Origin of the sequence: Streptomyces mobaraensis NBRC 13819 = DSM 40847, from assembly GCF_017916255.1 — a bacterium.
Taxonomy (GTDB): domain Bacteria; phylum Actinomycetota; class Actinomycetes; order Streptomycetales; family Streptomycetaceae; genus Streptomyces; species Streptomyces mobaraensis.
In genome coordinates, this window is the sequence record NZ_CP072827.1 from 5,401,575 (window position 1) to 5,423,264 (window position 21,690).

At 73.4% G+C, this 21,690-nt stretch carries 15 protein-coding genes; 12 read left to right on the plus strand and 3 right to left on the minus strand.

What is annotated here, in order from left to right:
* Positions 1 to 155 precede the first annotated feature (155 nt).
* From J7W19_RS23450 to J7W19_RS23470, 5 genes are all read left to right on the plus strand, one after another.
* Positions 156 to 437 carry an acylphosphatase gene (locus tag J7W19_RS23450; RefSeq protein WP_004944925.1) on the plus strand — a complete coding sequence of 94 codons (282 nt, stop codon included), beginning with the start codon at positions 156 to 158 and terminating at the stop codon, positions 435 to 437.
* A gap of 394 nt (positions 438 to 831) precedes the next feature.
* A complete protein-coding gene (locus J7W19_RS23455; RefSeq protein ID WP_004944922.1) occupies positions 832 to 1,038 on the plus strand; it encodes a hypothetical protein in 207 nt (68 codons plus the stop codon).
* 308 nt (positions 1,039 to 1,346) lie between these two features.
* Positions 1,347 to 4,895 carry a chromosome segregation protein SMC gene (gene smc / locus J7W19_RS23460; protein WP_004944920.1) on the plus strand — a complete coding sequence of 1,183 codons (3,549 nt, stop codon included), beginning with the start codon at positions 1,347 to 1,349 and terminating at the stop codon, positions 4,893 to 4,895.
* A 283-nt stretch (positions 4,896 to 5,178) separates the two neighbouring features.
* Positions 5,179 to 6,597 carry a sugar porter family MFS transporter gene (locus J7W19_RS23465; protein WP_040889798.1) on the plus strand — a complete coding sequence of 473 codons (1,419 nt, stop codon included), beginning with the start codon at positions 5,179 to 5,181 and terminating at the stop codon, positions 6,595 to 6,597.
* Between the two features lie 81 nt (positions 6,598 to 6,678).
* Positions 6,679 to 7,437: a serine hydrolase gene (locus J7W19_RS23470; RefSeq protein WP_004944916.1), complete on the plus strand. Its 759-nt coding sequence runs from the start codon at positions 6,679 to 6,681 to the stop codon at positions 7,435 to 7,437.
* Positions 7,438 to 7,461: 24 nt separating this feature from the next.
* On the opposite strand, the gene J7W19_RS23475 is transcribed toward J7W19_RS23470, so the two are convergent.
* Positions 7,462 to 7,917: a hypothetical protein gene (locus J7W19_RS23475; protein ID WP_040889796.1), complete on the minus strand. Its 456-nt coding sequence runs from the start codon at positions 7,915 to 7,917 to the stop codon at positions 7,462 to 7,464.
* Positions 7,918 to 8,770: 853 nt separating this feature from the next.
* On the opposite strand from J7W19_RS23475, the gene J7W19_RS23480 reads away from it, so the two are divergent.
* Together J7W19_RS23480 and J7W19_RS23485 are read left to right on the plus strand one after the other, a co-directional pair.
* Entirely contained in the window at positions 8,771 to 10,015 is a 1,245-nt protein-coding gene (locus tag J7W19_RS23480) for a helix-turn-helix domain-containing protein (RefSeq protein WP_004944906.1), read from the plus strand.
* Between the two features lie 454 nt (positions 10,016 to 10,469).
* On the plus strand, positions 10,470 to 10,958 hold the full coding sequence (locus J7W19_RS23485; RefSeq protein WP_004944904.1) for a hypothetical protein: 489 nt from the start codon (positions 10,470 to 10,472) through the stop codon (positions 10,956 to 10,958).
* A 76-nt stretch (positions 10,959 to 11,034) separates the two neighbouring features.
* Here J7W19_RS23485 and J7W19_RS23490 read toward each other — a convergent pair whose 3' ends face one another.
* A complete protein-coding gene (locus tag J7W19_RS23490) occupies positions 11,035 to 12,543 on the minus strand; it encodes a purine-cytosine permease family protein (RefSeq protein WP_004944902.1) in 1,509 nt (502 codons plus the stop codon).
* Positions 12,544 to 12,763: 220 nt separating this feature from the next.
* Between J7W19_RS23490 and ftsY the strand changes: the two genes are divergently transcribed.
* Positions 12,764 to 14,005, plus strand: a complete 1,242-nt coding sequence (gene ftsY, locus J7W19_RS23495; protein WP_040889793.1) for a signal recognition particle-docking protein FtsY — start codon at positions 12,764 to 12,766, stop codon at positions 14,003 to 14,005.
* A gap of 308 nt (positions 14,006 to 14,313) precedes the next feature.
* Here the strand turns inward: ftsY and J7W19_RS23500 are convergent, their stop codons facing one another.
* Positions 14,314 to 14,985, minus strand: coding sequence for a bifunctional DNA primase/polymerase (locus J7W19_RS23500; RefSeq protein ID WP_004944899.1), 672 nt, complete (start codon positions 14,983 to 14,985; stop codon positions 14,314 to 14,316).
* Between the two features lie 608 nt (positions 14,986 to 15,593).
* On the opposite strand from J7W19_RS23500, the gene nsdA reads away from it, so the two are divergent.
* From nsdA to J7W19_RS23520, 4 genes are all read left to right on the plus strand, one after another.
* Positions 15,594 to 17,072: a transcriptional repressor NsdA gene (gene nsdA, locus J7W19_RS23505; RefSeq protein WP_051072598.1), complete on the plus strand. Its 1,479-nt coding sequence runs from the start codon at positions 15,594 to 15,596 to the stop codon at positions 17,070 to 17,072.
* Positions 17,073 to 17,520: 448 nt separating this feature from the next.
* Positions 17,521 to 18,831: an ammonium transporter gene (locus tag J7W19_RS23510; protein ID WP_004944892.1), complete on the plus strand. Its 1,311-nt coding sequence runs from the start codon at positions 17,521 to 17,523 to the stop codon at positions 18,829 to 18,831.
* The gene (locus J7W19_RS23515; protein WP_004944889.1) at positions 18,828 to 19,166 is read left to right on the plus strand and encodes a P-II family nitrogen regulator; all 339 of its coding nucleotides are present in this window, start codon (positions 18,828 to 18,830) and stop codon (positions 19,164 to 19,166) included. Before J7W19_RS23510 ends, J7W19_RS23515 begins: the two co-directional genes overlap by 4 nt.
* A 22-nt stretch (positions 19,167 to 19,188) precedes the next feature.
* A complete protein-coding gene (locus tag J7W19_RS23520) occupies positions 19,189 to 21,570 on the plus strand; it encodes a [protein-PII] uridylyltransferase (protein WP_004944886.1) in 2,382 nt (793 codons plus the stop codon).
* Positions 21,571 to 21,690: the final 120 nt, after the last annotated feature.

The following is a 21,690-nucleotide window of genomic DNA, read 5'->3' on the forward strand; positions in this document are numbered from 1 at the left end:
TCGATGGCGACCCATCCGCTGCCTTCCTTGGGTGCTCGGCGTCACGGTGCGTGGGGTGTCACTCGTACGGGCTAGTCCTTTTCGAGGCGCGACTGTACGGCACGACATGAGGGGCCGAAGTGCTGCTTATCTAATTGGCCGGTTAGCGTGCAGACATGAACGACTGTGTCCGTCTCACCGCCTGGGTTCGTGGTCATGTGCAGGGTGTCGGCTTCCGCTGGTTCACCCGGGAGAACGCATTGCGCATCGGCGGGCTGATCGGTTTCGCCTCGAACCTCTCCGACGGCCGCGTCCAGGTGGTGGCCGAGGGCCCGCGCGCGGCGTGCGAGGGGCTGCTCGACTGGCTGCGCGGCGGGGACACGCCCGGGCGCGTGGACGGCGTCACCGAGATCTGGGCCACACCGCGCGGGGGGTACGACGGCTTCGAGATCCGCTGACCGGGTACCGCCGAAAGGGCGGAAGAGGACGGATTCCGGAAGGCCCGAAGCCCTGCTTATATGCCATTGGCATATGCACTCAGGGAATATTGCCTGATGGTTGCCAAGACGGCGCCGTCATGGAAGGCTGCACCCAACGGATGATCTCCCCGCCCTCCGGGCCCGGTCAGGGAAAGGCGCCGCGCATTCCGCCGCCGCACCGCCGGGACGCCCGTCGATACGCGGTGTGATCGTGTTGACCGTCAAACCATTTGGTGAGACTCTGGAAGCCCCGCGCACCTTAGCTGTTTGGCATGGAAGACACGAGCAAGAGCGAAGGCCAAGCACCGCGGGTGCGAATCCCTCACGACCCACACCGCTTAGGTCGGTCACTCAGTGTGGAGGACCATCCATCATGGCAAAGGCGCTTCTCGGTTACGTCGGCGGCTCCGACCCCCGAGTCCTCTCCGAGATGCGACGGCTTCAGCAGCGAGTCCAGGACCTGGAATCCGAGCTCATCCGGATGCAGGCCGAGAACGACGCGCTGTCTGCCGCCGCTCACCGCGGTGACTCGCTGCTCGACAGCATCGACGTTTCCAAGGCGGAGCCTGCGCTCGCCTGACCGCCACGGCCCCGCCCCGGGGGCCCGGTCGGGCTGCACTGTCAGCCGCTCGAGAATCTGCAAGGGACGCTTCGGCGTCCCTTCGTCGTACCCGCCTTCGCCGACGGCGGCCGCCGACCGCTCGCTCCGTTCCCCCGGCGTCCCCCGTCGTTCCTTCCGTCGTCCACTCGCGTTCGCCCCCCGTCCCGTACCGCAACTGTGCCCTCCCCGTTCCGGGGCGAAACCACGGCCCGCGGATCGCGTCGCGGCGCGCCAGCGGCCCGTACGGGCCCGGAACGGCGCAGGACAGAACGGTAAAGTCGGTCCGCGTGCACCTCAAGAGCCTGACCCTGCGCGGGTTCAAGTCCTTCGCCTCCGCCACCACCCTGCGCTTCGAGCCCGGCATCACCTGCGTCGTGGGCCCCAACGGCTCCGGCAAGTCGAACGTCGTGGACGCCCTCTCCTGGGTCATGGGCGAGCAGGGCGCCAAATCGCTGCGCGGCGGCAAGATGGAGGACGTCATCTTCGCCGGGACGACCGGCCGGCCGCCGCTCGGCCGCGCCGAGGTCTCGCTCACCATCGACAACTCCGACGGCGCGCTCCCCATCGAGTACGCCGAGGTCACCATCACGCGGATCATGTTCCGCAACGGCGGCAGCGAGTACCAGATCAACGGGGACACCTGCCGCCTCCTCGACATCCAGGAACTCCTCTCCGACTCCGGCATCGGCCGCGAGATGCACGTCATCGTCGGCCAGGGCCAGCTCGACTCCGTCCTGCACGCCGACCCCGCCGGCCGCCGCGCCTTCATCGAGGAGGCCGCGGGCGTCCTCAAGCACCGCAAGCGCAAGGAGAAGGCGCTGCGGAAGCTGGACGCGATGAAGGCCAACCTCGCCCGCGTCCAGGACCTCAGCGACGAACTGCGCCGCCAGCTCAAGCCGCTGGGCCGGCAGGCCGCCGTCGCCCGCCGCGCCGCCGTCATCCAGGCCGACCTGCGTGACGCCCGGCTGCGGCTGCTCGCCGACGACCTGACGGCCCTCCGCGAGGCGCTGCGCGCCGAGATCGCCGACGAGGCCGCGCTCAAGAGCCGCAAGGACGCCACCGAGGCCGAGCTGCGCGAGGCGGCCCGCCGGGAGGCCGAACTGGAGCGGCAGGTCGAGGAGCTGACGCCACGGCTCGCTACGGCCCAGCAGACCTGGTACGAGCTGTCCCGCCTCGCCGAGCGGGTGCGCGGCACCATCGGCCTCGCGGACGCCCGCGTCACCAGCGCCACCGCCGCCCCCGCCGAGGAGCGGCGCGGCCGCGACCCCGAGGACCTGGAGCGCGAGGCGGCCCGGATCCGGGAGCAGGAGGCCGAGCTGGAGGCCGCCGTGGAGGCCGCGGGCCGCGCCCTGGAGGACACCTCCGCCCACCGCGCCGACCTCGAACGCCGCCTCGCCGACGAGGAACGCCGGCTGCGCGACGCCGCCCGCGCCCTCGCCGACCGCCGGGAGCAGCTCGCCCGGCTGCAGGGCCGGGTCACCGCCGCCCGCGGCCGGGTGGCCTCCGCCGAGGCCGAGGCCGGCCGGCTGGCGACCGCCCGCGACGAGGCCCGGGAGCGCGCGGCGGCGGCGCGGGAGGAGTACGAGCTCCGGCAGGCCGAGGCGGACGGCACCGACGCGGGCGACGCCGAACTCGCCGGCCGGCTGCGGGCCGCCAAGGAGGCGCTGGCCGAGGCCGACGCCGCGCTGGCCGCCGCCCGCGAGGCCGCCACGGACGCCGACCGCCGCCGGGCCGCCGTCACCGCCCGGCACGACGCCCTGGCCCTGGGCCTGCGCCGCAAGGACGGCACGGGCGCCCTGCTGACGGCGGGGGAGCGGTGGTCCGGGCTGCTGGGCCCGGCCGCGGAACTCCTCACCGTCGCCCAGGGGTACGAGCTCCCGGTGGCCGCCGCCCTGGGCGCCGCCGCCGACGGCGTCGCCGTCACCGGCCTCCCGGCCGCCGCCGAAGCCCTGCGCCTGCTGAAGAAGGAGGACGCCGGCCGGGCCGTCCTGCTGCTCGGCGGCGCTCCTTCACCCGACGCCCCGGAGCGGCCCGCCCCGCCCGTCGGCCGCTTCGCCGCGGGCCTGGTCGCCGGCCCCGACGAACTGCTGCCCGCCGTGCGGCGGCTGCTGGACGGCGTCGTGGTCGTCGACACCCTGGAGGACGCCGAACGGCTGGTCGCCGGGCGGCCGGAGCTGACCGCCGTCACCGCCGAGGGCGACGTCCTCGGCGCCCACCTCGTCCAGGGCGGTTCCGAGGGCGCGCCCAGCCTGCTGGAGGTGCGGGCGGCCGTCGACGAGGCCGCCGCCGAGCGGGCCGAGCTGGACGGGCGCTGCGCCGCCCTGGCCCGCGCGCAGGAGGAGGCGGTGGACGAGCGGGCCCGCCGCGCCGCCCTCGTCGAGGAGCTGGCGGCCCGGCTGAGCGCCGCCGACCGTGAGAAGTCCCGGTCCGCGCAGGTGCTCGGCGGGCTCGCCGGGCAGGCCCGCGCGGCGGCGGGCGAGGCCGAACGGGCCGCCGCCGCGGCCGCCCACGCGGAGGACGCCCTGGTCCGGGCCCGTGAGGAGGCCGAGGAACTGGCCGCGCGGCTGGCCGCGGCCGAGGAGCTGGGGGAGGACGAGCCGGCCGAGGAGCCGGACACCGCCGTCCGCGACCGGCTGGCCGCCGACGGCGCCAACGCCCGGCAGACCGAGATGGAGGCCCGGCTGCAGCTGCGCACCCATGAGGAGCGGGTCAAGGCGCTGGCGGGCCGGGCGGATTCGCTGGACCGGGCGGCGCGCGCGGAGCGGGAGGCGCGGGAGCGCGCCGAGCGGCGGCGGGCGCGGCTGCGGCACGAGGCCGAGGTGGCCACGGCCGTCGCGGCCGGCGCCCGGCAACTGCTGGCGCACGTCGAGGTGTCGCTGGTCCGCGCGGACGAGGAGCGGCGGTCGGCCGAGGCGGCGAAGGCGGAGCGCGAACGCGAGCTCGTCGCCGGCCGCAACCGGGCCCGCGAGCTCAAGTCCGAGCTGGACAAGCTCACGGACTCGGTGCACCGGGGCGAGGTGCTGGGGGCCGAGAAGCGGCTGCGCATCGAGCAGTTGGAGGCGAGGGCCCTGGAGGAGTTCGGCATCGAACCGGCGGCGCTGGCCGCCGAGTACGGTCCGGACCAGCCGGTGCCGCCGTCGCCCCCGGCGGAGGGCGAGGAGCCGCGGGAGCTCGCGCCCGTCCCGTACGTCCGGGCCGAGCAGGAGAAGCGGCTGCGCGCGGCCGAGCGGGCGTACCAGCAGCTGGGCAAGGTCAATCCGCTGGCGCTGGAGGAGTTCGCGGCGCTGGAGGAGCGGCACAAGTTCCTCTCCGAGCAGCTGGAGGACCTGAAGAAGACCCGGGCCGACCTGCTCCAGGTGGTCAAGGACGTGGACCGGCGGGTGGAGGAGGTCTTCACCGAGGCGTACCGGGACACCGCCCGGGAGTTCGAGGGTGTCTTCTCCCGGTTGTTCCCGGGCGGCGAGGGCCGGCTCGTCCTCACCGACCCCGACGACATGCTGGCCACCGGCGTGGACGTGGAGGCCCGGCCGCCGGGCAAGAAGGTCAAGCGGCTGTCGCTGCTGTCGGGCGGCGAGCGGTCGCTGACCGCCGTCGCCCTGCTGGTGGCGATCTTCAAGGCGCGCCCCAGCCCGTTCTACGTGATGGACGAGGTCGAGGCGGCGCTGGACGACACCAACCTCCAGCGGCTGATCCGGATCATGCGGGAGCTCCAGGAGAGCTCGCAGCTGATCGTGATCACGCACCAGAAGCGGACGATGGAGGTCGCCGACGCGCTCTACGGCGTGTCCATGCAGGGCGACGGTGTCTCAAAGGTGATCAGTCAGCGGTTGAAGTGACCGGATCGATACGCCTGTCAATGATCGATCGTTGATCGCGGAGACCCTTGACACCCCCGCATTCAGGGCATTTTTCATGATCGCCTTCAAGTAATGAAGGCAAACTACCCCAAAGGTGAGGGATAGTTCTTCGTCACAAAGTATTGACTTCGCCAAATGAAGACATAGGGTCTGCTGCGTTGCTTATGCCTTCAACTGGTGGGCACTTGGATCATGTGACCCACTGGAAAGGCCACCCCCACACCTTTCCCGGCAATGTCGCCGCGGAACCCAGGAGTACACGTTGACCAGCACTGCGATGGCGCAGGGGGCCGAGGGCCGCAAGGCCCAGCCGGACCACCTCGGCCACGTCATCTTCATCACCGCGGCCGCGGCCATGGGTGGCTTCCTCTTCGGCTATGACAGCTCCGTGATCAACGGCGCGGTCGAGGGCATCCGCCACAAGTACGACATCGGCTCGGCGGCCCTGGCCCAGGTCATCGCCATCGCGCTGATCGGCTGCGCCATCGGCGCCGCCACCGCGGGCCGCATCGCCGACCGCATCGGCCGCATCCGCGTGATGCAGATCTCGGCGACCCTCTTCACCATCAGCGCCGTCGGTTCCGCGCTGCCCTTCGCCCTCTGGGACCTGGCCTTCTGGCGCGTCCTGGGCGGCATCGCGATCGGCATGGCCTCGGTCATCGGCCCGGCCTACATCGCCGAGGTCTCCCCGCCCGCGTACCGCGGCCGCCTCGGCTCCTTCCAGCAGGCCGCGATCGTCGTCGGCATCGCCGTCTCCCAGCTGGTCAACTGGGGCATCCTCAACATGGCCGACGGCGACCAGCGCGGCAAGGTGCTGGGCATCGAGGCCTGGCAGCTGATGCTCGGCGTCATGGTCGTCCCCGCCGTCCTCTACGGCCTGCTCTCCTTCGCGATCCCCGAGTCCCCGCGCTTCCTGATCTCCGTCGGCAAGATCGACAAGGCCAAGGCCGTCCTCGCGGACGTCGAGGGCAAGGGCGTCGACCTCGACGGCCGCGTCGCCGAGATCGAGCACGCGATGCACAGCGAGCAGAAGTCCACCTTCAAGGACCTGCTCGGCGGCAAGGCCGGCTTCCTCCCGATCGTCTGGGTCGGTATCGGCCTCTCGGTCTTCCAGCAGCTGGTCGGCATCAACGTCGCCTTCTACTACTCGGCGACCCTGTGGCAGTCCGTGGGCATCGACCCGAGCGACTCGTTCCTCTACTCGTTCACCACGTCGATCATCAACATCGTCGGCACCGTGATCGCGATGATCTTCGTCGACCGGGTCGGCCGCAAGCCGCTCGCGATCGTCGGCTCCGCCGGTATGGCGATCTCCCTGGCCCTGGAGGCCTGGGCCTTCTCCTCCCAGGCCGGTGACGGCTCGCTGCCGACCGCCCAGGGCACCGTCGCCCTGATCGCGGCCCACGCCTTCGTCCTCTTCTTCGCCCTCTCCTGGGGCGTCGTGGTCTGGGTGTTCCTCGGCGAGATGTTCCCCAACCGCATCCGCGCCGCGGCGCTGGGTGTGGCCGCGGCCGCCCAGTGGGTCGCCAACTGGGCCATCACGGCGAGCTTCCCGAGCCTGTCGGACTGGAACCTGTCCGGCACGTACATCATCTACACGGTCTTCGCCGTGCTCTCCATCCCCTTCGTGCTCAAGTACGTCAAGGAGACCAAGGGCAAGGCGTTGGAGGAGATGGGCTGACATCCCCCCGCCGCCCCTCTCCACGGACAGGCCGTCCCGGTTCCGCACCGGGGCGGCCTGTCCGCTGTCTACTCTGGGACCGTGCTGTCTGTCGTCGTGGCCCCCCGGGGCCGCCCCCCGGTGATCGAACGGAACGCGGACGCGGTCCACTACGCCGCGAGCACCATGAAGGTGGCCGTGCTGGCCGCCCTCCACCGCTCCGGCACCGACCTCGACCGGCCCGTGGCGGTCGTCAACCGCTTCGCCTCCGCGGCCGGCGGCACCTACGCCAACGACCCCGCCGAGGACAGCGATCCGCTGCCCTGGCGACGGCTCGGCGAGACGGTCCCGCTGCGCTGGCTCGCCGAGCGGATGGTCACCCACTCCTCCAATCTGGCCACCAACCTCTGCCTGGCCGAGGCCGGTTACGCGGCCGTGGCCGACGTCTGGCGCCGGGCCGGCGCCACCCGCAGCACCGTCACCCGCGGCATCGAGGACCACCGCGCCCGCGCGGCCGGCCTCCAGAACCACGTCACCGCCCGCGACCTCGCCGCCCTCCTGGACTCCCTGGAGCCCGAGGTCCTGGCCCTGCTGGAGCACAACGCCCACGCCGTCGACCTCGCCGCGGGCCTGCCCCCGGGCACCCGCCTGGCCGGCAAGAACGGCTGGATCACCGGCCTCCGCCACAGCGCCGCCGTGATCCACCCACCCGACGCCCCGCCCTACACCCTCGCCGTCTGCTACACCGGCCCCCTCGGCTCGGGCGACGACGTCCACGACCCGGCGGCGCGACTGCTGGCGCGGGTCTCGGCGGGGGTGTGGGGGAGGCGGCGGGAGATCGGGCGGATGGCGGTGGGCTGAGGGCGGGGCCTCACCGACGGGGACTCACGGCACGATCGTCCAGCGCTGCCGCGGGCCGTCGTCGCAGGGCTCGGTCGTCACGTGACCCGCGTGCCGCAGCGGCGCCGCCAGGCACAGGCGCGCGGCCTCGTCGCGGATGCGGAGGGTGCCGTCGCCGTACCTCTCGGTCTGCCGGCGGTGGCCCGTGCCGTCCTTTCTGGCGCGGCGGTCGGAGCGGTCGCCCCGGACGGCGTCCTCGGCGAGGGCGCCGGGCGCGGCCTGGGGACTGCCGCCGCGGGCGAAGCGGTGCCAGTGGCCCTGCACGGTCCGCATCCGGAACCGCTGGTCGGCGCTGTCGTGCGCCTGCCGCCGGGTCCCGCGCGCCTGACCCGGCTCGGCGGGCGGCCCGCCGCCGACCTCCTGAAGGGCGACGACCTCGTGCCGAATCGTCAGCGGCCCCACCTCGCCGGTCCAGCGCAGCCCGTGGTCGGAGCCCCGCATGTTGTACGAGGCGAACGGCCGACGGCTGCCGTCCGACCGGCTCGCGACCGCCCCGCCGTCCGCCCGCGTCGGCTCCCCGCCGGCCCCGGCTCCGGCCCCGACGAGCAGCCCGGTCGCCGGCAGCGTGGTGGCGAGGACGGCGGTCAGCCGCGGTCTACGGGCCGGGGAGGGGGGGGTCGGGAGCGGGGTAATAAGGGTGTGCTCATCGTGGTCTCCGCACAGTAGTACGGGAATGGGCAACCGCGGGAACGATCCGTTCACGTCCGAAAGGTCCGCGTCAAGAGTGTGCCGGGCGACAACTCGCTTGCGCGGCAAGGGCCATGGCGACATGCCGCCCTGACTCCCCGGCCGGTCGCGGTGCGCGGCGCGATCCTCCACTGCGCGGCCCCCGGCAACCGGTTCGACCGGGCCTGGGACCCACCACTCGTCCGCCGACCGCATCGGCCAGCCGTGCACGCGCTGTCGCCCGACATGATCCGCGACGCGCGATACGGCGCGGGGACTGGTGGGGTCCGCGCTCGCCGGCGCCGTCGTGGCGCAGGGGCGAGACGACGTCGACGCGATTCGGCGCGTTTCAACGCCGCCTCGCCGCCATGAAGCGACAACAACCGGCGACACGGGCCGGGTTGGCCATCGGTACCGTTCGGAGGAACGAGTGAGACCCACGCTGGGCCCGTGACGCCACCCTCGAAGCGCTCGCCGAGGCGATGGATCTCCCGCGAGCCACCCGCGCCGCTCGCCGGACGGATGCGAGGCGTGCCGGGCGAGCGCGTCCACCCCGGCGGGTACTGACGTGCGCCTGAACGCACGCCCTACGCTGGCTGTGCCGAGCCGCGCGAAGAAGGGCATCCCCATGCCGAACGAGGCCACCCCGGACCCTTATGCCCATCCCCTGGTCTTCGGCCAGCGGATGCAGATCCTGCGCACTCGCCGTGGAATGAGCCGTCCGGTGCTCGCCGGGCTGCTCGGGCGGTCGCCTTCGTGGGTGAAGCAGGTGGAGAACGGCGTCCTCAACACGCCGTCCCTGTCGATGATCCTGCGCATCGCCGAGGTCCTGCGGGTGCGCGACCTGGTGGAACTGACCGGGGACCCGGCCACATCGGCCGAGTTGTTCACCGGCCCGGGGCACCGGCTCCTCCCCGCGGTGCGGGAGGCGGTCGACGCCTTTCCGGTCCGGTACGAGCGCGAGCCGGTGTCCGCGACGTGCCTGCGGCAGCGGCTCGACCGTGCCTGGGCGGCGCGCCACTCCGCCGCGAACCACCGTGCCGCCGTGGGCGCGCTGCTGCCCGACCTGATCCGCGACGCGCAGTGCGGCGCGCGGGCCGCCGAGACGTCGGCCAAGCGGCGGGCCATGCAGGCGATCCTGTCCGAGGTGTACTCTCTGGCCCAGTTCTTCGTGGCCTACCAGCCCGACCCGGCCCTCCTCTGGCGGGTGGCCGAACGCGGCATGGTCGCCGCCCAGGAGTCCGAGGACCCGCACGCCATCGGTGTGGCCGCCTGGCTGACCGTCCAAGCCCACCGCGACGCCGGACACTTCGACGCGGCCGAGACCGTCAACGCGGAGACGCTGCGGTACCTGGAGCCGATGCTCCCGGACGCGAGCACCGAAGTGCGCGCCGTGACCGGGGCCCTGCGCTTCGAGGCCGGTTACACGGCGGCACGCCGTGGTGAGGCCGGGACCGCATGGGGCTGGTGGGACCGGGCCCGCAGGCTGGCGGAGGCGTTGCCGCCCGGCTACTACCATCCCGTCACCTCGTTCTCCACGGCCGTGATGTCGGCCCACGCCGTCACGGTCGCCGTCGAGTTGCGTGCGGGCCCCGAGTCCGTCAGGCAGTCCGCCAGGGCGGACGGGGACCTGATCCCGTCCCGCCCGCGCCGTGCGCGGCACCGCATCGAGGAAGCCCGCGCCCACCACCTCGACGGCCGGGCGGACGTCGCCCTGGCGACCCTCGCCAAGGCCCATGCGACGGCACCCGAGACGATCGCCTACAACGGCTATGCCCGACGGATCGTGCTGGAGGAAACCGAGTCCCGGCGCCCGGAGCGACGGCGGCGCGCCGGCGAACTCGCCGTGCAGCTGGGGGTTCTCGCGGTCTGACCGCACCGGCTTGAACGCATGAGCGAGGGGCAGGATCTCTGCCCCTTCCGCTTTCCCCGGAGCCCTACGGTCGGCGCGACACCCCATCCCTCAGCGACTCCGGGAGTCGTATGGACAACACCACGACGGCGCGGGCGGCTACGCTGCCCGCCCCGCACAACGCCTCAAGGCGCTCGGCGAGAGGCACTTCGAGTGCCTGCCCCGACCCGCGTGACCAAGGCCCCGCTCCGGAAACGGCACGGGCGCGGGCATCGGAACCGTGTCACTTCGGACAGCATTCGCGGTGCCCCGGAGTCACGGTGATCCGCTGGATCTCCGGCGACGCCGACCGTGACCGTACCGAACGCTCACCCTGCGACTGCCCCTGCCATGAGCGGGCGGCGAGTCGGGCCGGGAACCTGCCGTCGCCCACCGACTCCACCTCCGCCGCCACCCCGAACGGAAAGCCAAGCCCATGGCCTCCCTCCTCCGCCTCCACCCCTGGCTCGCCACCGGCCCCGCCGCCTGGCTCGTCTCGCGGGAGGTGCACCCCGGGGTGGCCAGGGAAGCGTGGGCCAAGGGGCTGCCGGCCACGTTGCGGGCCGGGATTCATTTCGACGCCGTCCACGTGTCCGCCGCGCTCGTCGAGAGCCGGGTCGCGAGCCGGGAGCGCGGGGCGGTGGAGGCGTGGTTCCGGGAGGGCGGGATCGCGGCGTCGGTGATCGTCTCCCGGCTGCGGGACCGGTACACCGCGCTCGTGCCGCCGGACACCGCCGCCGGGTGGGACGTGGCGCACACGCACTGCCTCGGGGCGACTCGCCGCACCCCCTACCTGGCCGTCCCGGTCCCCACACGCCGCCGGCCGCCGGGCGCCTTCTGGCTGCTGCCCGCGCCGGACGACGACGGCATGCTGTGCGCAGCTGAGCGGCTGCGGGAGTTGCTCGGGGGCGCGGCGGCGCGCTGACGGTCCGCTCCGGACGCGCGACGCCCCCGCACCGATGGTCGGTGCGGGGGCGTCGCGCAGGTGAACGAGGGAGCCGTCAGACGGCGGCCTTCTGCCGCTCCGCCGCGTCCTCGCGCTGGGACGGGACCGGGGCGGTGCCATTCTCGCGCGGGGTGGGGAGGACGGCCATCACGATCGCGGAGATCACGATGGTCGCGGCCCAGCCCAGGCCGTACTTGCCGACGAAGGTCGTGGCCAGCGGGCCGGTGAACCAGGCGCAGTCCGTGAAGGAGAGGCCCGCCAGCAGGGCCACGCCCCAGGCCGTCATGGCCTGCCAGCAGAAACCGCCGACGTACCAGTAACGGCTGGTGCGGCCGGTGTCCATGAGGGCCTCGGGGTCGTAGCGCACGGCGCGCGAGCGGCGGCGGAACATGTCGACCGCGTAGACGCCGATCCAGGCGGAGAAGGAGACCGCGAGCAGGATCAGGAAGGTGATGAAGGAGCTCAGGAAGCTCTTCGCCACCAGCATCAGCATCAGACCGCCGACCAGCGAGATCACCGCGTTGATGCTCACGGCCATGGCACGCGGCAGCTTGACGCCCATCGTCTGGGCGGTGAAGCCGGCCGAGTACATCGAGAGGCTGTTGATCAGCAGCATGCCGACGATGGCGGTGATCAGGTAGGGGACCGCCAGCCAGGTCGGGAGGATGTCACCGAGGAAGGAGACCGGGTCGGCGGCGTTCGCCAGGTCCGGGGTGGAGACGGCCATCACAGCACCCATGAGCACCATCGGCACCATGACCAGGCCCGCGCCGGAGATCGTCGTCCCGACGATCTTCTTGCCCGAGGCCGAGTGCGGCAGGTAGCGCGCGAAGTCCGGGCCGGTGGGGACCCAGCTGATGCCGCCGGCGGCGATGGTGCCGATGCCGGCGACCATCATGGCCGTGGTGCCCGCGGGCTTCGAGAAGACCTCGTCCCACTTGATGTTGGCGATCAGGTAGGCCAGGACCAGCACGCTGAAGACGCCGAACAGGTAGGTCGACCAGGTGTTGCAGACGTTGAGCGCCTTGCGCCCCATACCGCTCACCAGGAACGTGCACGCCACGAACGCCAGCAGTGTGACCACGATCAGCGCGGTGTTGCTCTTCACACCGAAGACCAGGTCGAGGACGGTCAGCACGGCGTACGCGCCGGTGACCGCGTTGATCGTCTCCCAGCCGAAGCGGGCCACCCAGAGGATCGCGCCCGGGAAGAGGTTGCCCCGCACACCGAACGTCGCGCGGGAGAGCATCGCGCCCGGCGCGCCGCCCCACTTGCCGGAGACCGACAGGACGCCCACGAGACCGAAGGAGACCAGCGCCGCGCAGGCGGCGACGATCAGGACCTGCCAGAAGTTCAGGGAGTTGAAGACGATCAGAGCCGCGCCCATGGTGAGCAGCAGAACGCTGATGTTGGCGGCGACCCAGGTCGGGAAGAGCTCCCGGACCCGGCCGTGCCGCTCGTGGTCGGGGACGGGCTCGATGCCGCGCGTCTCGATGGCGCTCGCGGCGCCGTCGGTGCTGGACACGTTGGCGCCTTCGGCAGCGTTGTCCATGGTGGGGGCCATATCGGGGGCTCCGTGCGGGGTGTGAACAGGGCGGGCCCTGAACAGCAAGGGGACAGAAAGGAACAGTCGGACTCTACGCGCGTCGCGCGAGCCCAGACCATCGTACTTAGTTCCAACTTTGCGCAGTTAGTGCCATTGGTCCTTGTGGAAAAGCACAAGAGTGCCGCGTCGTCGGGCGCTGCGGCGCCCTGACGGCAGGGTGGCCGATACTGGGTCCGTTATGGAAATCGTCATCCTTGCTGTAGTCATCGCTGTGGTCGTGCTCGGCGCGATCAGCGGGCTCGTGGTCAGCAGCCGCAAGAAGAAGCAGCTGCCCCCGGCTCCGCCGCCGAGCAGCCCGTCCGTCACCGCGCCGCCCGCCGAGCCCCACGTCGGCGAGGAGGCCGAGACCCCGCGCGAAGAGAAGCGCCGTACCGTCGAGGAGGTCGAGCTCCCTCCCGCGGAGGAAGTCGCTCCGGAGGCTCCCGAGGAGCCGGCCCCCGTCGCCGAGCCCGAGCCCGAGGCGCCCGCCGTCGAGGTGCCCGAGCCCACCGCGGGCCGGCTCGTCCGGCTCCGCGCCCGCCTCTCCCGCTCACAGAACTCCCTGGGCAAGGGCCTGCTCACGCTGCTCTCCCGGGAACACCTCGACGAGGACACCTGGGAGGAGATCGAGGACACCCTGCTCACCGCCGACGTCGGCGTCGCGCCGACGCAGGAGCTGGTCGAGCGGCTGCGCGAGCGCGTCAAGGTGCTCGGCACCCGTACCCCCGAGGAACTGCGCGGCCTGCTCCGCGAGGAGCTCCTGACCCTCATCGGCACCGACGCCGACCGTTCCGTGCACACCGAGCCCGGCGTGGGCGCCAACGGCGAGGAGAAGCCCGGCGTCGTCATGGTCGTCGGCGTCAACGGCACCGGCAAGACCACCACCACCGGCAAGCTCGCCCGCGTCCTCGTCGCCGACGGCAAGTCCGTCGTCCTCGGCGCGGCCGACACCTTCCGCGCCGCCGCCGCCGACCAGCTCCAGACCTGGGGCGAGCGCGTCGGCGCCCGTACCGTCCGCGGGCCCGAGGGCGGCGACCCCGCCTCGGTCGCGTTCGACGCGGTCAAGGAGGGCATCGCGGAGGCCGCGGACGTCGTCCTCATCGACACCGCCGGCCGGCTGCACACCAAGACCGGGCTCATGGACGAGCTGGGCAAGGTCAAGCGCGTCGTCGAGAAGCACGGCTCGGTCGACGAGGTGCTGCTCGTCCTGGACGCCACCACCGGGCAGAACGGCCTGGTCCAGGCCAGGGTGTTCGCCGAGGTCGTCAACATCACCGGCATCGTGCTCACCAAGCTCGACGGTACGGCCAAGGGCGGCATCGTCGTCGCCGTCCAGCGCGAGCTGGGCGTGCCCGTGAAGCTGGTCGGCCTGGGCGAGGGCGCGGACGACCTCGCGCCGTTCGAGCCGGAGGCGTTCGTCGACGCCCTGATCGGAGACTGATCGGGGCCCGGTTCGGCCGGGCTGCGGGAACGGGTTCTGCCGCGGAGGTACGCGGCAGGGCCCGTTTCGCGTTCCGGGCCCGGTTGTCCGTCCGGCCGAGGGGCCGGGGGCCGAGGTCGGCTGTACTACGGTCCAGTTCCGGCTGCGCGGTCCCGTTCCGGCGGTACGGTCAGGGGCTCGCCGGGCGGCGGAGTCGTGCGCGTCGATGGCAGGCGTCAGGGCTCGGACGTCAGGGGCATGGACCAGGGCTCGGATGTCATCAGAGACCAAGGCTCAGACGTCAGGGACCAGGGGCCGAGCCTCACACCTCAGGCCACGCCCGAGCGGTGGCAGACGTACGCGAGGGTGCCCAGCAGCAGCCGGGCCTCCGGCGGGCGGTAGGCGGTGTCCAGGGCCGGCGGGCGCAGCCAGCGCATCGGGCCGAGCCCGGCGAAGTCGGACGGCGGCGCGGTGACGTGATCGCCGATGCCGAGGCCGTGCAGGTCGAGCCGGGCGTCGTCCCAGCCCATCCGGTAGAGCAGCTGCGGCAGTTCGGCGGCGGCCCCCGGGGCGACGAAGAACAGGGCGCGGCCGTGCGGGGTGAGGGCCACCGGGCCCAGCGGGAGCCCCATCCGCTCCAGCCGGGCCAACGCGTGCCGGCCTGCGGCCTCGGAGACCTCGAGGGCGTCGAACGACCGCCCCACCGGCAGCAGGACGGCGGCGCCGGGCACCCGCGACCAGGCGGTCGCGGCCTCGTCCAGCGTGGCGCCCGCCGGGACCGCCGGGGCGAAGGGGAGGGGATGGGCGCCGGGGGAGGGGCAGTCGCCGGCCCCGCACGAACACGACACCTGCTGCCCCGCACGCACCGCGCGGGCGCCCGGCACCACGTCCCAGCCCCACAGGCCGGTGCACTCCGCGACCACGGTCACGTCATCGGACGTACGGCCCCGGCGCCGAGAACTCGTACGCAGGTCCCGGATGCCGCCGATTGTGAAGCCCATGCCCCCTCCAACGGGTCCTCTATGCGGTTGGTTACGGGTCGGAGTGTCCTGGACACGTACCGTCGCGGGACCTGCTTCATAGCGGCGCGACGGTGTGCGGCGGGGGGCGTGACCTGCGGTGCGCGCCGTGGCGTGCGCCAGTTCACCCCTTGCCGGGCGCCGGTCCCCGTGCTCTCCGGTGCCCATGTCAAGTCAATCGCGCGGCAGGCGTGGCGCGTTCATTCCTTGGGGTGGCGAATGGTGGCGTTTACTGGACTGCACTCGCTTCGACCGTGATCGTAGGATTACTTTCGGTGTGTGAACCGCGGCGGCGCCACGGGGTGCCGCCACCACGTTCGCACCCGTTCTCCCTTTGCCCGTGCGGCTGTTGAGCCGCGACGGCGCGGTGTGGGCGGCGGGCGGCGTGAGCGGCGCGGTGCGCCGGTGGTTCGCGACTCAGCGGTCCCGTGCGGGTGAGTGCGGGAGCGGACGGTCTGGATGGGGGCGTTCCAGTGGACGGCAGCGTCAGCGGCACCGGCGGTGCCGACAGGGCTGAGCGGGCGGCGGACGAGGTCGACAAGGCCGGCGGCGCCGGCGCGGCCGACACGGCGGAGGACGCCGGGAAGGCCGTGAAGGGCGAGGCGTCGGGGACACCGGAGAAGCCGGAGAAGCGCCCCAACGAGCAGCTCAACTCCTGGTTCCTGCGCAGCGGCTGGTCGAAGGGCGAGCTGGCGCGGCAGGTCAACCGCCGGGCCCGGCAGCTGGGCGCCCACCACATCAGCACCGACACCTCCCGGGTCCGCCGCTGGCTGGACGGCGAGCAGCCGCGCGAGCCCATCCCGAAGATCCTCTCCGAGCTGTTCTCGGAGCGGTTCGGCTGCGTCGTCGGCGTGGAGGACATCGGCCTCCGCACCGCCCACTTGTCACCGTCCGCGTCCGGCGTCGACCTGCCCTGGGCCGCCCCGCAAACCGTCGAGATGATCAGCGAGTTCTCGCGCAGCGACCTGATGCTCGCCCGGCGCGGCTTCCTCGGCACCTCGCTCGCCCTCTCGGCCGGGTCCGCGCTGATCGAGCCCATGCAGCGCTGGCTGGTCCCCACCCCGTCCACGGGCGCCAAGCCGCCCGCCGGCGGCGACCGCACCCGCCGCGGCCGGCTCTCCCCGCCGGAGCTGGACCTGTTGGAGTCCACCACCAAGATGTTCCGCGCCTGGGACGCCCAGTGCGGCGGCGGCCTGCGCCGCAAGGCCGTGGTCGGCCAGCTCCACGAGGTCACCGACCTGCTCCAGGAGCCGCAGGCCGACGAGACGTCCAAACGACTCTTCAAGGTGGCCGGCGAACTCGCCCAGCTCGCGGGCTGGATGAGCTACGACGTCGGCCTGCACCCCACCGCCCAGAAGTACTTCGTGCTGGCCCTGCACGCCGCCAAGGAAGCGGGCGACCGCTCCCTCGGCTCGTACGTCCTCTCCAGCATGAGCCGGCAGATGATCCACCTCGGCCGGCCCGAGGACGCGCTCGAACTGATCCACCTCGGGCAGTACGGATCACGCGAGACGGCGACGCCCCGCATCCAGGCCATGTTGTATGCGATGGAGGCCCGCGCGTACGCCACCATGGGCCAGCCCGCCAAGTGCAAGCGCGCCGTCGGCATGGCGGAGGACTGCTTCTCCGACTGCGCTCCGACGGACGGCGACCCGGACTGGATCCGCTTCTTCTCCGAGGCCGAGCTCAACGCCGAGAACGCCCACTCCTACCGCGACCTCGCCTACGTCGCGGGCCGCAGCCCGATGTACGCCTCGCTCTCCCGCCCCAAGATGCTCCAGGCCGTCCACCTCTTCGAAGAGGACGGCGAGCACCAGCGCTCCTACGCGCTCAACCTGATCGGCCTGGCCACCGTCGACCTCATGGAGCGGGAGCCCGAGGCGTCCACCGTCCACCTGGCCAAGGCCCTGCGGATCGCCAAGCAGGTGCGCTCCGAGCGGGTCAACAACCGGCTCCGCAAGACCGTGGACACCGCGGTCCGCGACTTCGGGGACGTCGACGAAGTCCGCGACCTCACCGAGCAGCTCGCCCTCCACCTGCCGGAATCCGTGGAGACCGCCCCTGCCTGAACCCGCCGAACGTCCCGCGCGAGACCGCTGAATCCCCGCGCGGACTTCCGAACCCGCTGCCCCACCCGCCGTTCGCGCCTGCCCGACGGGCCCTCAGCCCGCGGCACGCGCCGGCGCCCCGAACCCCGGCCGCGGCGACCGTCCCGTACAGCCCGACTCGGCTCCCCCACGCCAGTCAGACGTCGGACGGCCGCCGCGGTCGGCCTTCTTCCCGGCGGGCGGCACTCCCCGGCACCCCCGGCCGGCCCCGGCCGTACGGTCACCCCGCCGCGCCCCGGAATCCCCGCCCACTTCACCCGCCCGTAACACTCCCGCCGCCTTCGTCACCCGCGCGAAACAGCGGGCTGCCCTGGCCGAAACCGCGCTGCGTCAGCCTCGAGGCAACACCGGCCCACAGCGAACCCCGCCCGCACGGGGGCACGGGCCCCGCTGCGAGGAGACACGGATCGTGAATGGAGCGGATACCGCGTTCGTACTGATCAGCGCCGCGCTCGTGATGCTGATGACCCCCGGCCTGGCCTTCTTCTACGGCGGCATGGTCCGGGTGAAGAGCGCGCTGAACATGCTGATGATGTCGTTCGTCTCGCTCGGCATCGTCACCGTGCTGTGGGTGCTCTACGGCTACTCGCTCGCCTTCGGTGACGACATCGGCGGAGGGCTGCTCGGCGACTTCGGGCACGTGGGCCTCAAGGGCATCAGGCCGGAGACGCTCACGGGCGGCAAGGAGGGGATCCCGGTCCTCGCCTTCGCCCTCTTCCAGCTGATGTTCGCGGTGATCACCCCCGCCCTGATGAGCGGCGCCCTCGCCGACCGTGTGCGGTTCAGCGCCTGGTGCCTGTTCATCACCCTCTGGGTCAGCCTGGTCTACTTCCCGGTCGCCCACTGGGTCTGGCAGGCCGACGGCTGGCTCTTCAAGCTCAAGGTGATCGACTTCGCGGGCGGTACGGCCGTCCACATCAACGCGGGCGTCGGCGCCCTCGCCGCCCTCCTCGTCGTCGGCAAGCGCATCGGCTTCCGCAAGGACCCCATGCGCCCCCACAGCCTCCCGCTGGTGATGCTCGGCGCGGGCCTGCTGTGGTTCGGGTGGTTCGGCTTCAACGCCGGATCCGCGCTCGCCGCCAACGGCACCGCCGCCACCATGGCCCTCAACACCCAGGTGGCCACCGGCGCCGCGATGCTCGGCTGGCTCGCCTACGAACGCGTCCGGCACGGCGCCTTCACCACCCTCGGCGCCGCCTCCGGAGCCGTCGCCGGCCTCGTCGCCATCACCCCGTCCGGCGCCGCCGTCAACGCCTTCGGCGCCATCCTCATCGGGCTCGTCGCCGGAACCGTCTGCTCCTGGGCCGTCGGCCTCAAGTTCCGCCTCGGCTACGACGACTCGCTCGACGTCATCGGCGTCCACCTCGTCGGCGGCGTCATCGGCACCCTCCTCGTCGGCGTCCTCGCCGTCGACGGCGTCGGCGGTGCCACCCAGCTCGGCCGGCAGGCCGCCGGCGCGTTCTCGGTCATGGCGTACTCGTTCGCCGTCTCCTGGCTGCTCGCCAAGCTCGTGGACCGTGTCGTCGGCTTCCGCGCCACGGAGGACGACGAGATCGCCGGGCTCGACCGGGCGTTCCACGCCGAGACCGCGTACGACCACAGCGCGGTGGGCGGCACCACGGCCCTGCGCGGCGCGCCCGCCCCGGACCGGCGGCCGGAGGACCCCCTGCCGGATCATGGGCCGGGCAACCAGCCGGACAACAAGAAGGTGGACGCATGAAGCTCGTCACCGCCGTCGTCAAACCGCACCGCGTCGACGAGATCAAGGACGCCCTGCAGCGGTTCGGCATCCAGGGGCTGACCATCAGCGACGTGCAGGGGCACGGCAGGCAGCGCGGCCACACCGAGGTCTACCGGGGAGCCGAGTACCGCATCGACACCCTCCCGAAGTCCCGCATCGAGGTCCTCGTCGAGGACCAGGACGCCGCCGACGTCGTCGACGTCATCGTCCGCACCGCACGCACCGGCAAGATCGGCGACGGCAAGGTCTGGGTCGTCCCCGTCGAGACCGTCGTCCGCGTCCGCACCGGCGAACGCGGACCCGACGCCCTCTGAACCACCCACCAGGGAGCCCGAGTTGACCGACACCCACCTGCGCGCCACCGACTCGGGCACCGACTGCTACGCGGCGGCCCGGCTGCGCCTGCTGCACGACCGCACCCGCAGCGGGCCGGCCCTGCGGGCCGAACTCGCCCGGCTCACCGACGGCTGGCTCGCCGGCCTCCTCGGCCGCGCCCAGGGCGTCGCCCTCGCCGCCGTCGGCGGTTACGGGCGCGGCGAACTCTCGCCCCGCAGCGACCTCGACCTCCTGCTGCTGCACGCGCCCGGCGCCGACCCGGCGCACGTCGCCGCCGTCGCCGACCGCCTCTGGTACCCGGTCTGGGACCTCGGCCTCGCCCTCGACCACGCCGTCCGCACCCCGGCCGGCGCCCGCCGGACCGCCGCCGACGACCTCAAGGTCCACCTCGGCCTGCTCGACGCCCGCCACCTCGCCGGCGACCCCGACCTCACCGCCGCCGTCCGCGCCACCGCCTACGCCGACTGGCGCGACCGCGCCCCCGCCCGGCTGCCCGAACTGCGCGAACTCGGCGAGGAGCGCGCCCGCCACCACGGCGACCTGCGCTTCCTCCTCGAACCCGACCTCAAGGAGGCCCGCGGCGGCCTCCGCGACGCCACCGCGCTGCGCGCCGTCGCCGCCTCCTGGCTCGCCGACGCCCCGCGCGCGGGCCTGGAGCCCGCCCGCGCGCTGCTCCTCGACACCCGCGACGCCCTCCACCTCACCACCGGCCGCGCCACCGACCGCCTCACCCTCCAGGAACAGGACCAGGTCGCCGCCGCCCTCGGCCACCCGGACGCCGACGCCCTGCTGCGGCGCGTCTACGAGGCGGCGGGCACCGTCGCGTACGCGGCCGACGTCGTCTGGCGCGAGGCCGGCCGGGTGCTGCGGGCGCGCTCCGGGCGGCCCCGGCTGCGGCGGGTGCTCGGGGGCCGGGGCGGGCGCGGCGGGTTCGTCGAGCCGGAGCGCCTGCCGCTCGCCGAGGGCGTCGTCGAACAGGACGGCGAGGTGGTCCTCGCCCGGACGGCCCGGCCCGGGGACGACCCCGTCCTGCCGCTGCGGGCCGCCGCAGCGGCCGCCCGCGCCGGGCTCCCGCTCGCCGCGCACACCGTCCGCCGGCTGGCCGCCGCGGGACCGCTGCCGGAACCCTGGCCCGCCGAGGCGCGCGAGCACTTCGTCACCCTCCTCGGGGCCGGCCCGCACACCGTCGCCGTCTGGGAGGCGCTGGAGGCGGAGGGCGTCATGTCCCGGCTGCTGCCGGAGTGGGAACGCGTCCGCTGCCGGCCGCAGCGCAACCCGGTCCACCGGTGGACCGTCGACCGGCACCTGATCGAGACGTGCGTCCGCGCCGCCGCCCTCACCCGCCGGGTCGACCGCCCGGACCTCCTGCTCGTCGCGGCGCTGCTGCACGATCTGGGGAAGGGGCTGCCCGGTGATCACTCGGTGGCGGGGGAGGCCGTCGCCCGCGAGGTCGCGCCGCGGCTCGGCTTCGGTCCCGGGGACACGGCCGCGCTCGCCCTCCTCGTCCGCCACCACCTGCTGCTGGTCGAGACCGCGACCCGGCGGGACCTCGACGACCCGGCGACGGTGCGGGTGGTGACGGACGCCGTCCCGGACGGTCCGACGCTGGACCTGCTGCACGCGCTCACGGAGGCGGACGCGCTCGCCACCGGCCCGGCGGCGTGGAACTCCTGGCGGGCGTCGCTGGTCGGGGGGCTGGTGCGGCGGGCGGCGGGGGTCCTGGCGGGGGAGTCGGCCGTCGGGCGTGCGGAGCCTTCGCCGCCCTCCGCCGAGGGGGAACGGCTCGCGGCGGAGGCCCGGGGGACCGGCTCTCCTGCGGTGGCGCTGTCTGCCGGGCCCGACGGCGTGGAGCTGCTGATGGCCGTACCCGACCAGCCCGGCGTCCTCGCCGCCGCCGCGGGCGTGCTCGCCCTGCGGCGGCTCACCGTGCGGGCGGCGGACCTGCGGGCCGTGGCCGGCGGCGTCCTGCTGCTGCGGTGGCGGGTGGCGGCGGAGTTCGGCGATCCGCCGGCGGGGGCGCGGCTGAGGGACGATCTCGTCCGGGCGCTGGACGGGTCGCTTGACCTCGCCGGGCGGCTGGCCGAGCGCGAGGCGGCGTACGCGGGCCGCCGCCGGGCCCTGCCCCCGGCCGCGCCCTCGGTGTCCGTCTGCGACGGAGGCTCCCACGACGCGACGGTCCTGGAGGTGCGGGCCGAGGACGCTCCCGGGCTGCTGTACCGGATCGGGCGGGCGTTGGAGGGGGCGGGGGTGTGGGTGCGGAGTGCGCATGTGTCGACGTTGGGGGCGAGTGTGGTGGATGCGTTTTATGTGACGGGGGTGGATGGGGTTCCGCTGCGGGGGGCGGGGGATGTGGCTGAGGCGGTGGAGCGGGCCCTCGCGTGAGGCGCCTGCGGCGGGCTGTGCCCCGGCCCCTCCCCCAGAGGGGGCACCCCCATTCACCGTTTCTTGCGGGGGCTGCGCCCCCGCACCCCCGAGCGCGCCTGCGGCGCGCGTCCTCAATCG

Coding starts and splice junctions, on each gene's coding strand:
- J7W19_RS23450 (WP_004944925.1), top strand. CDS start 156: ATGAACGACTGTGTCCGTCTCACCGCCTGGGTTCGTGGTCATGTGCAG.
- J7W19_RS23455 (WP_004944922.1), top strand. CDS start 832: ATGGCAAAGGCGCTTCTCGGTTACGTCGGCGGCTCCGACCCCCGAGTC.
- J7W19_RS23475 (WP_040889796.1), bottom strand. CDS start 7,917: ATGCGGGGCTCCGACCACGGGCTGCGCTGGACCGGCGAGGTGGGGCCG.
- J7W19_RS23480 (WP_004944906.1), top strand. CDS start 8,771: ATGCCGAACGAGGCCACCCCGGACCCTTATGCCCATCCCCTGGTCTTC.
- J7W19_RS23485 (WP_004944904.1), top strand. CDS start 10,470: ATGGCCTCCCTCCTCCGCCTCCACCCCTGGCTCGCCACCGGCCCCGCC.
- J7W19_RS23490 (WP_004944902.1), bottom strand. CDS start 12,543: ATGGCCCCCACCATGGACAACGCTGCCGAAGGCGCCAACGTGTCCAGC.
- ftsY (WP_040889793.1), top strand. CDS start 12,764: ATGGAAATCGTCATCCTTGCTGTAGTCATCGCTGTGGTCGTGCTCGGC.
- J7W19_RS23500 (WP_004944899.1), bottom strand. CDS start 14,985: ATGGGCTTCACAATCGGCGGCATCCGGGACCTGCGTACGAGTTCTCGG.
- J7W19_RS23515 (WP_004944889.1), top strand. CDS start 18,828: ATGAAGCTCGTCACCGCCGTCGTCAAACCGCACCGCGTCGACGAGATC.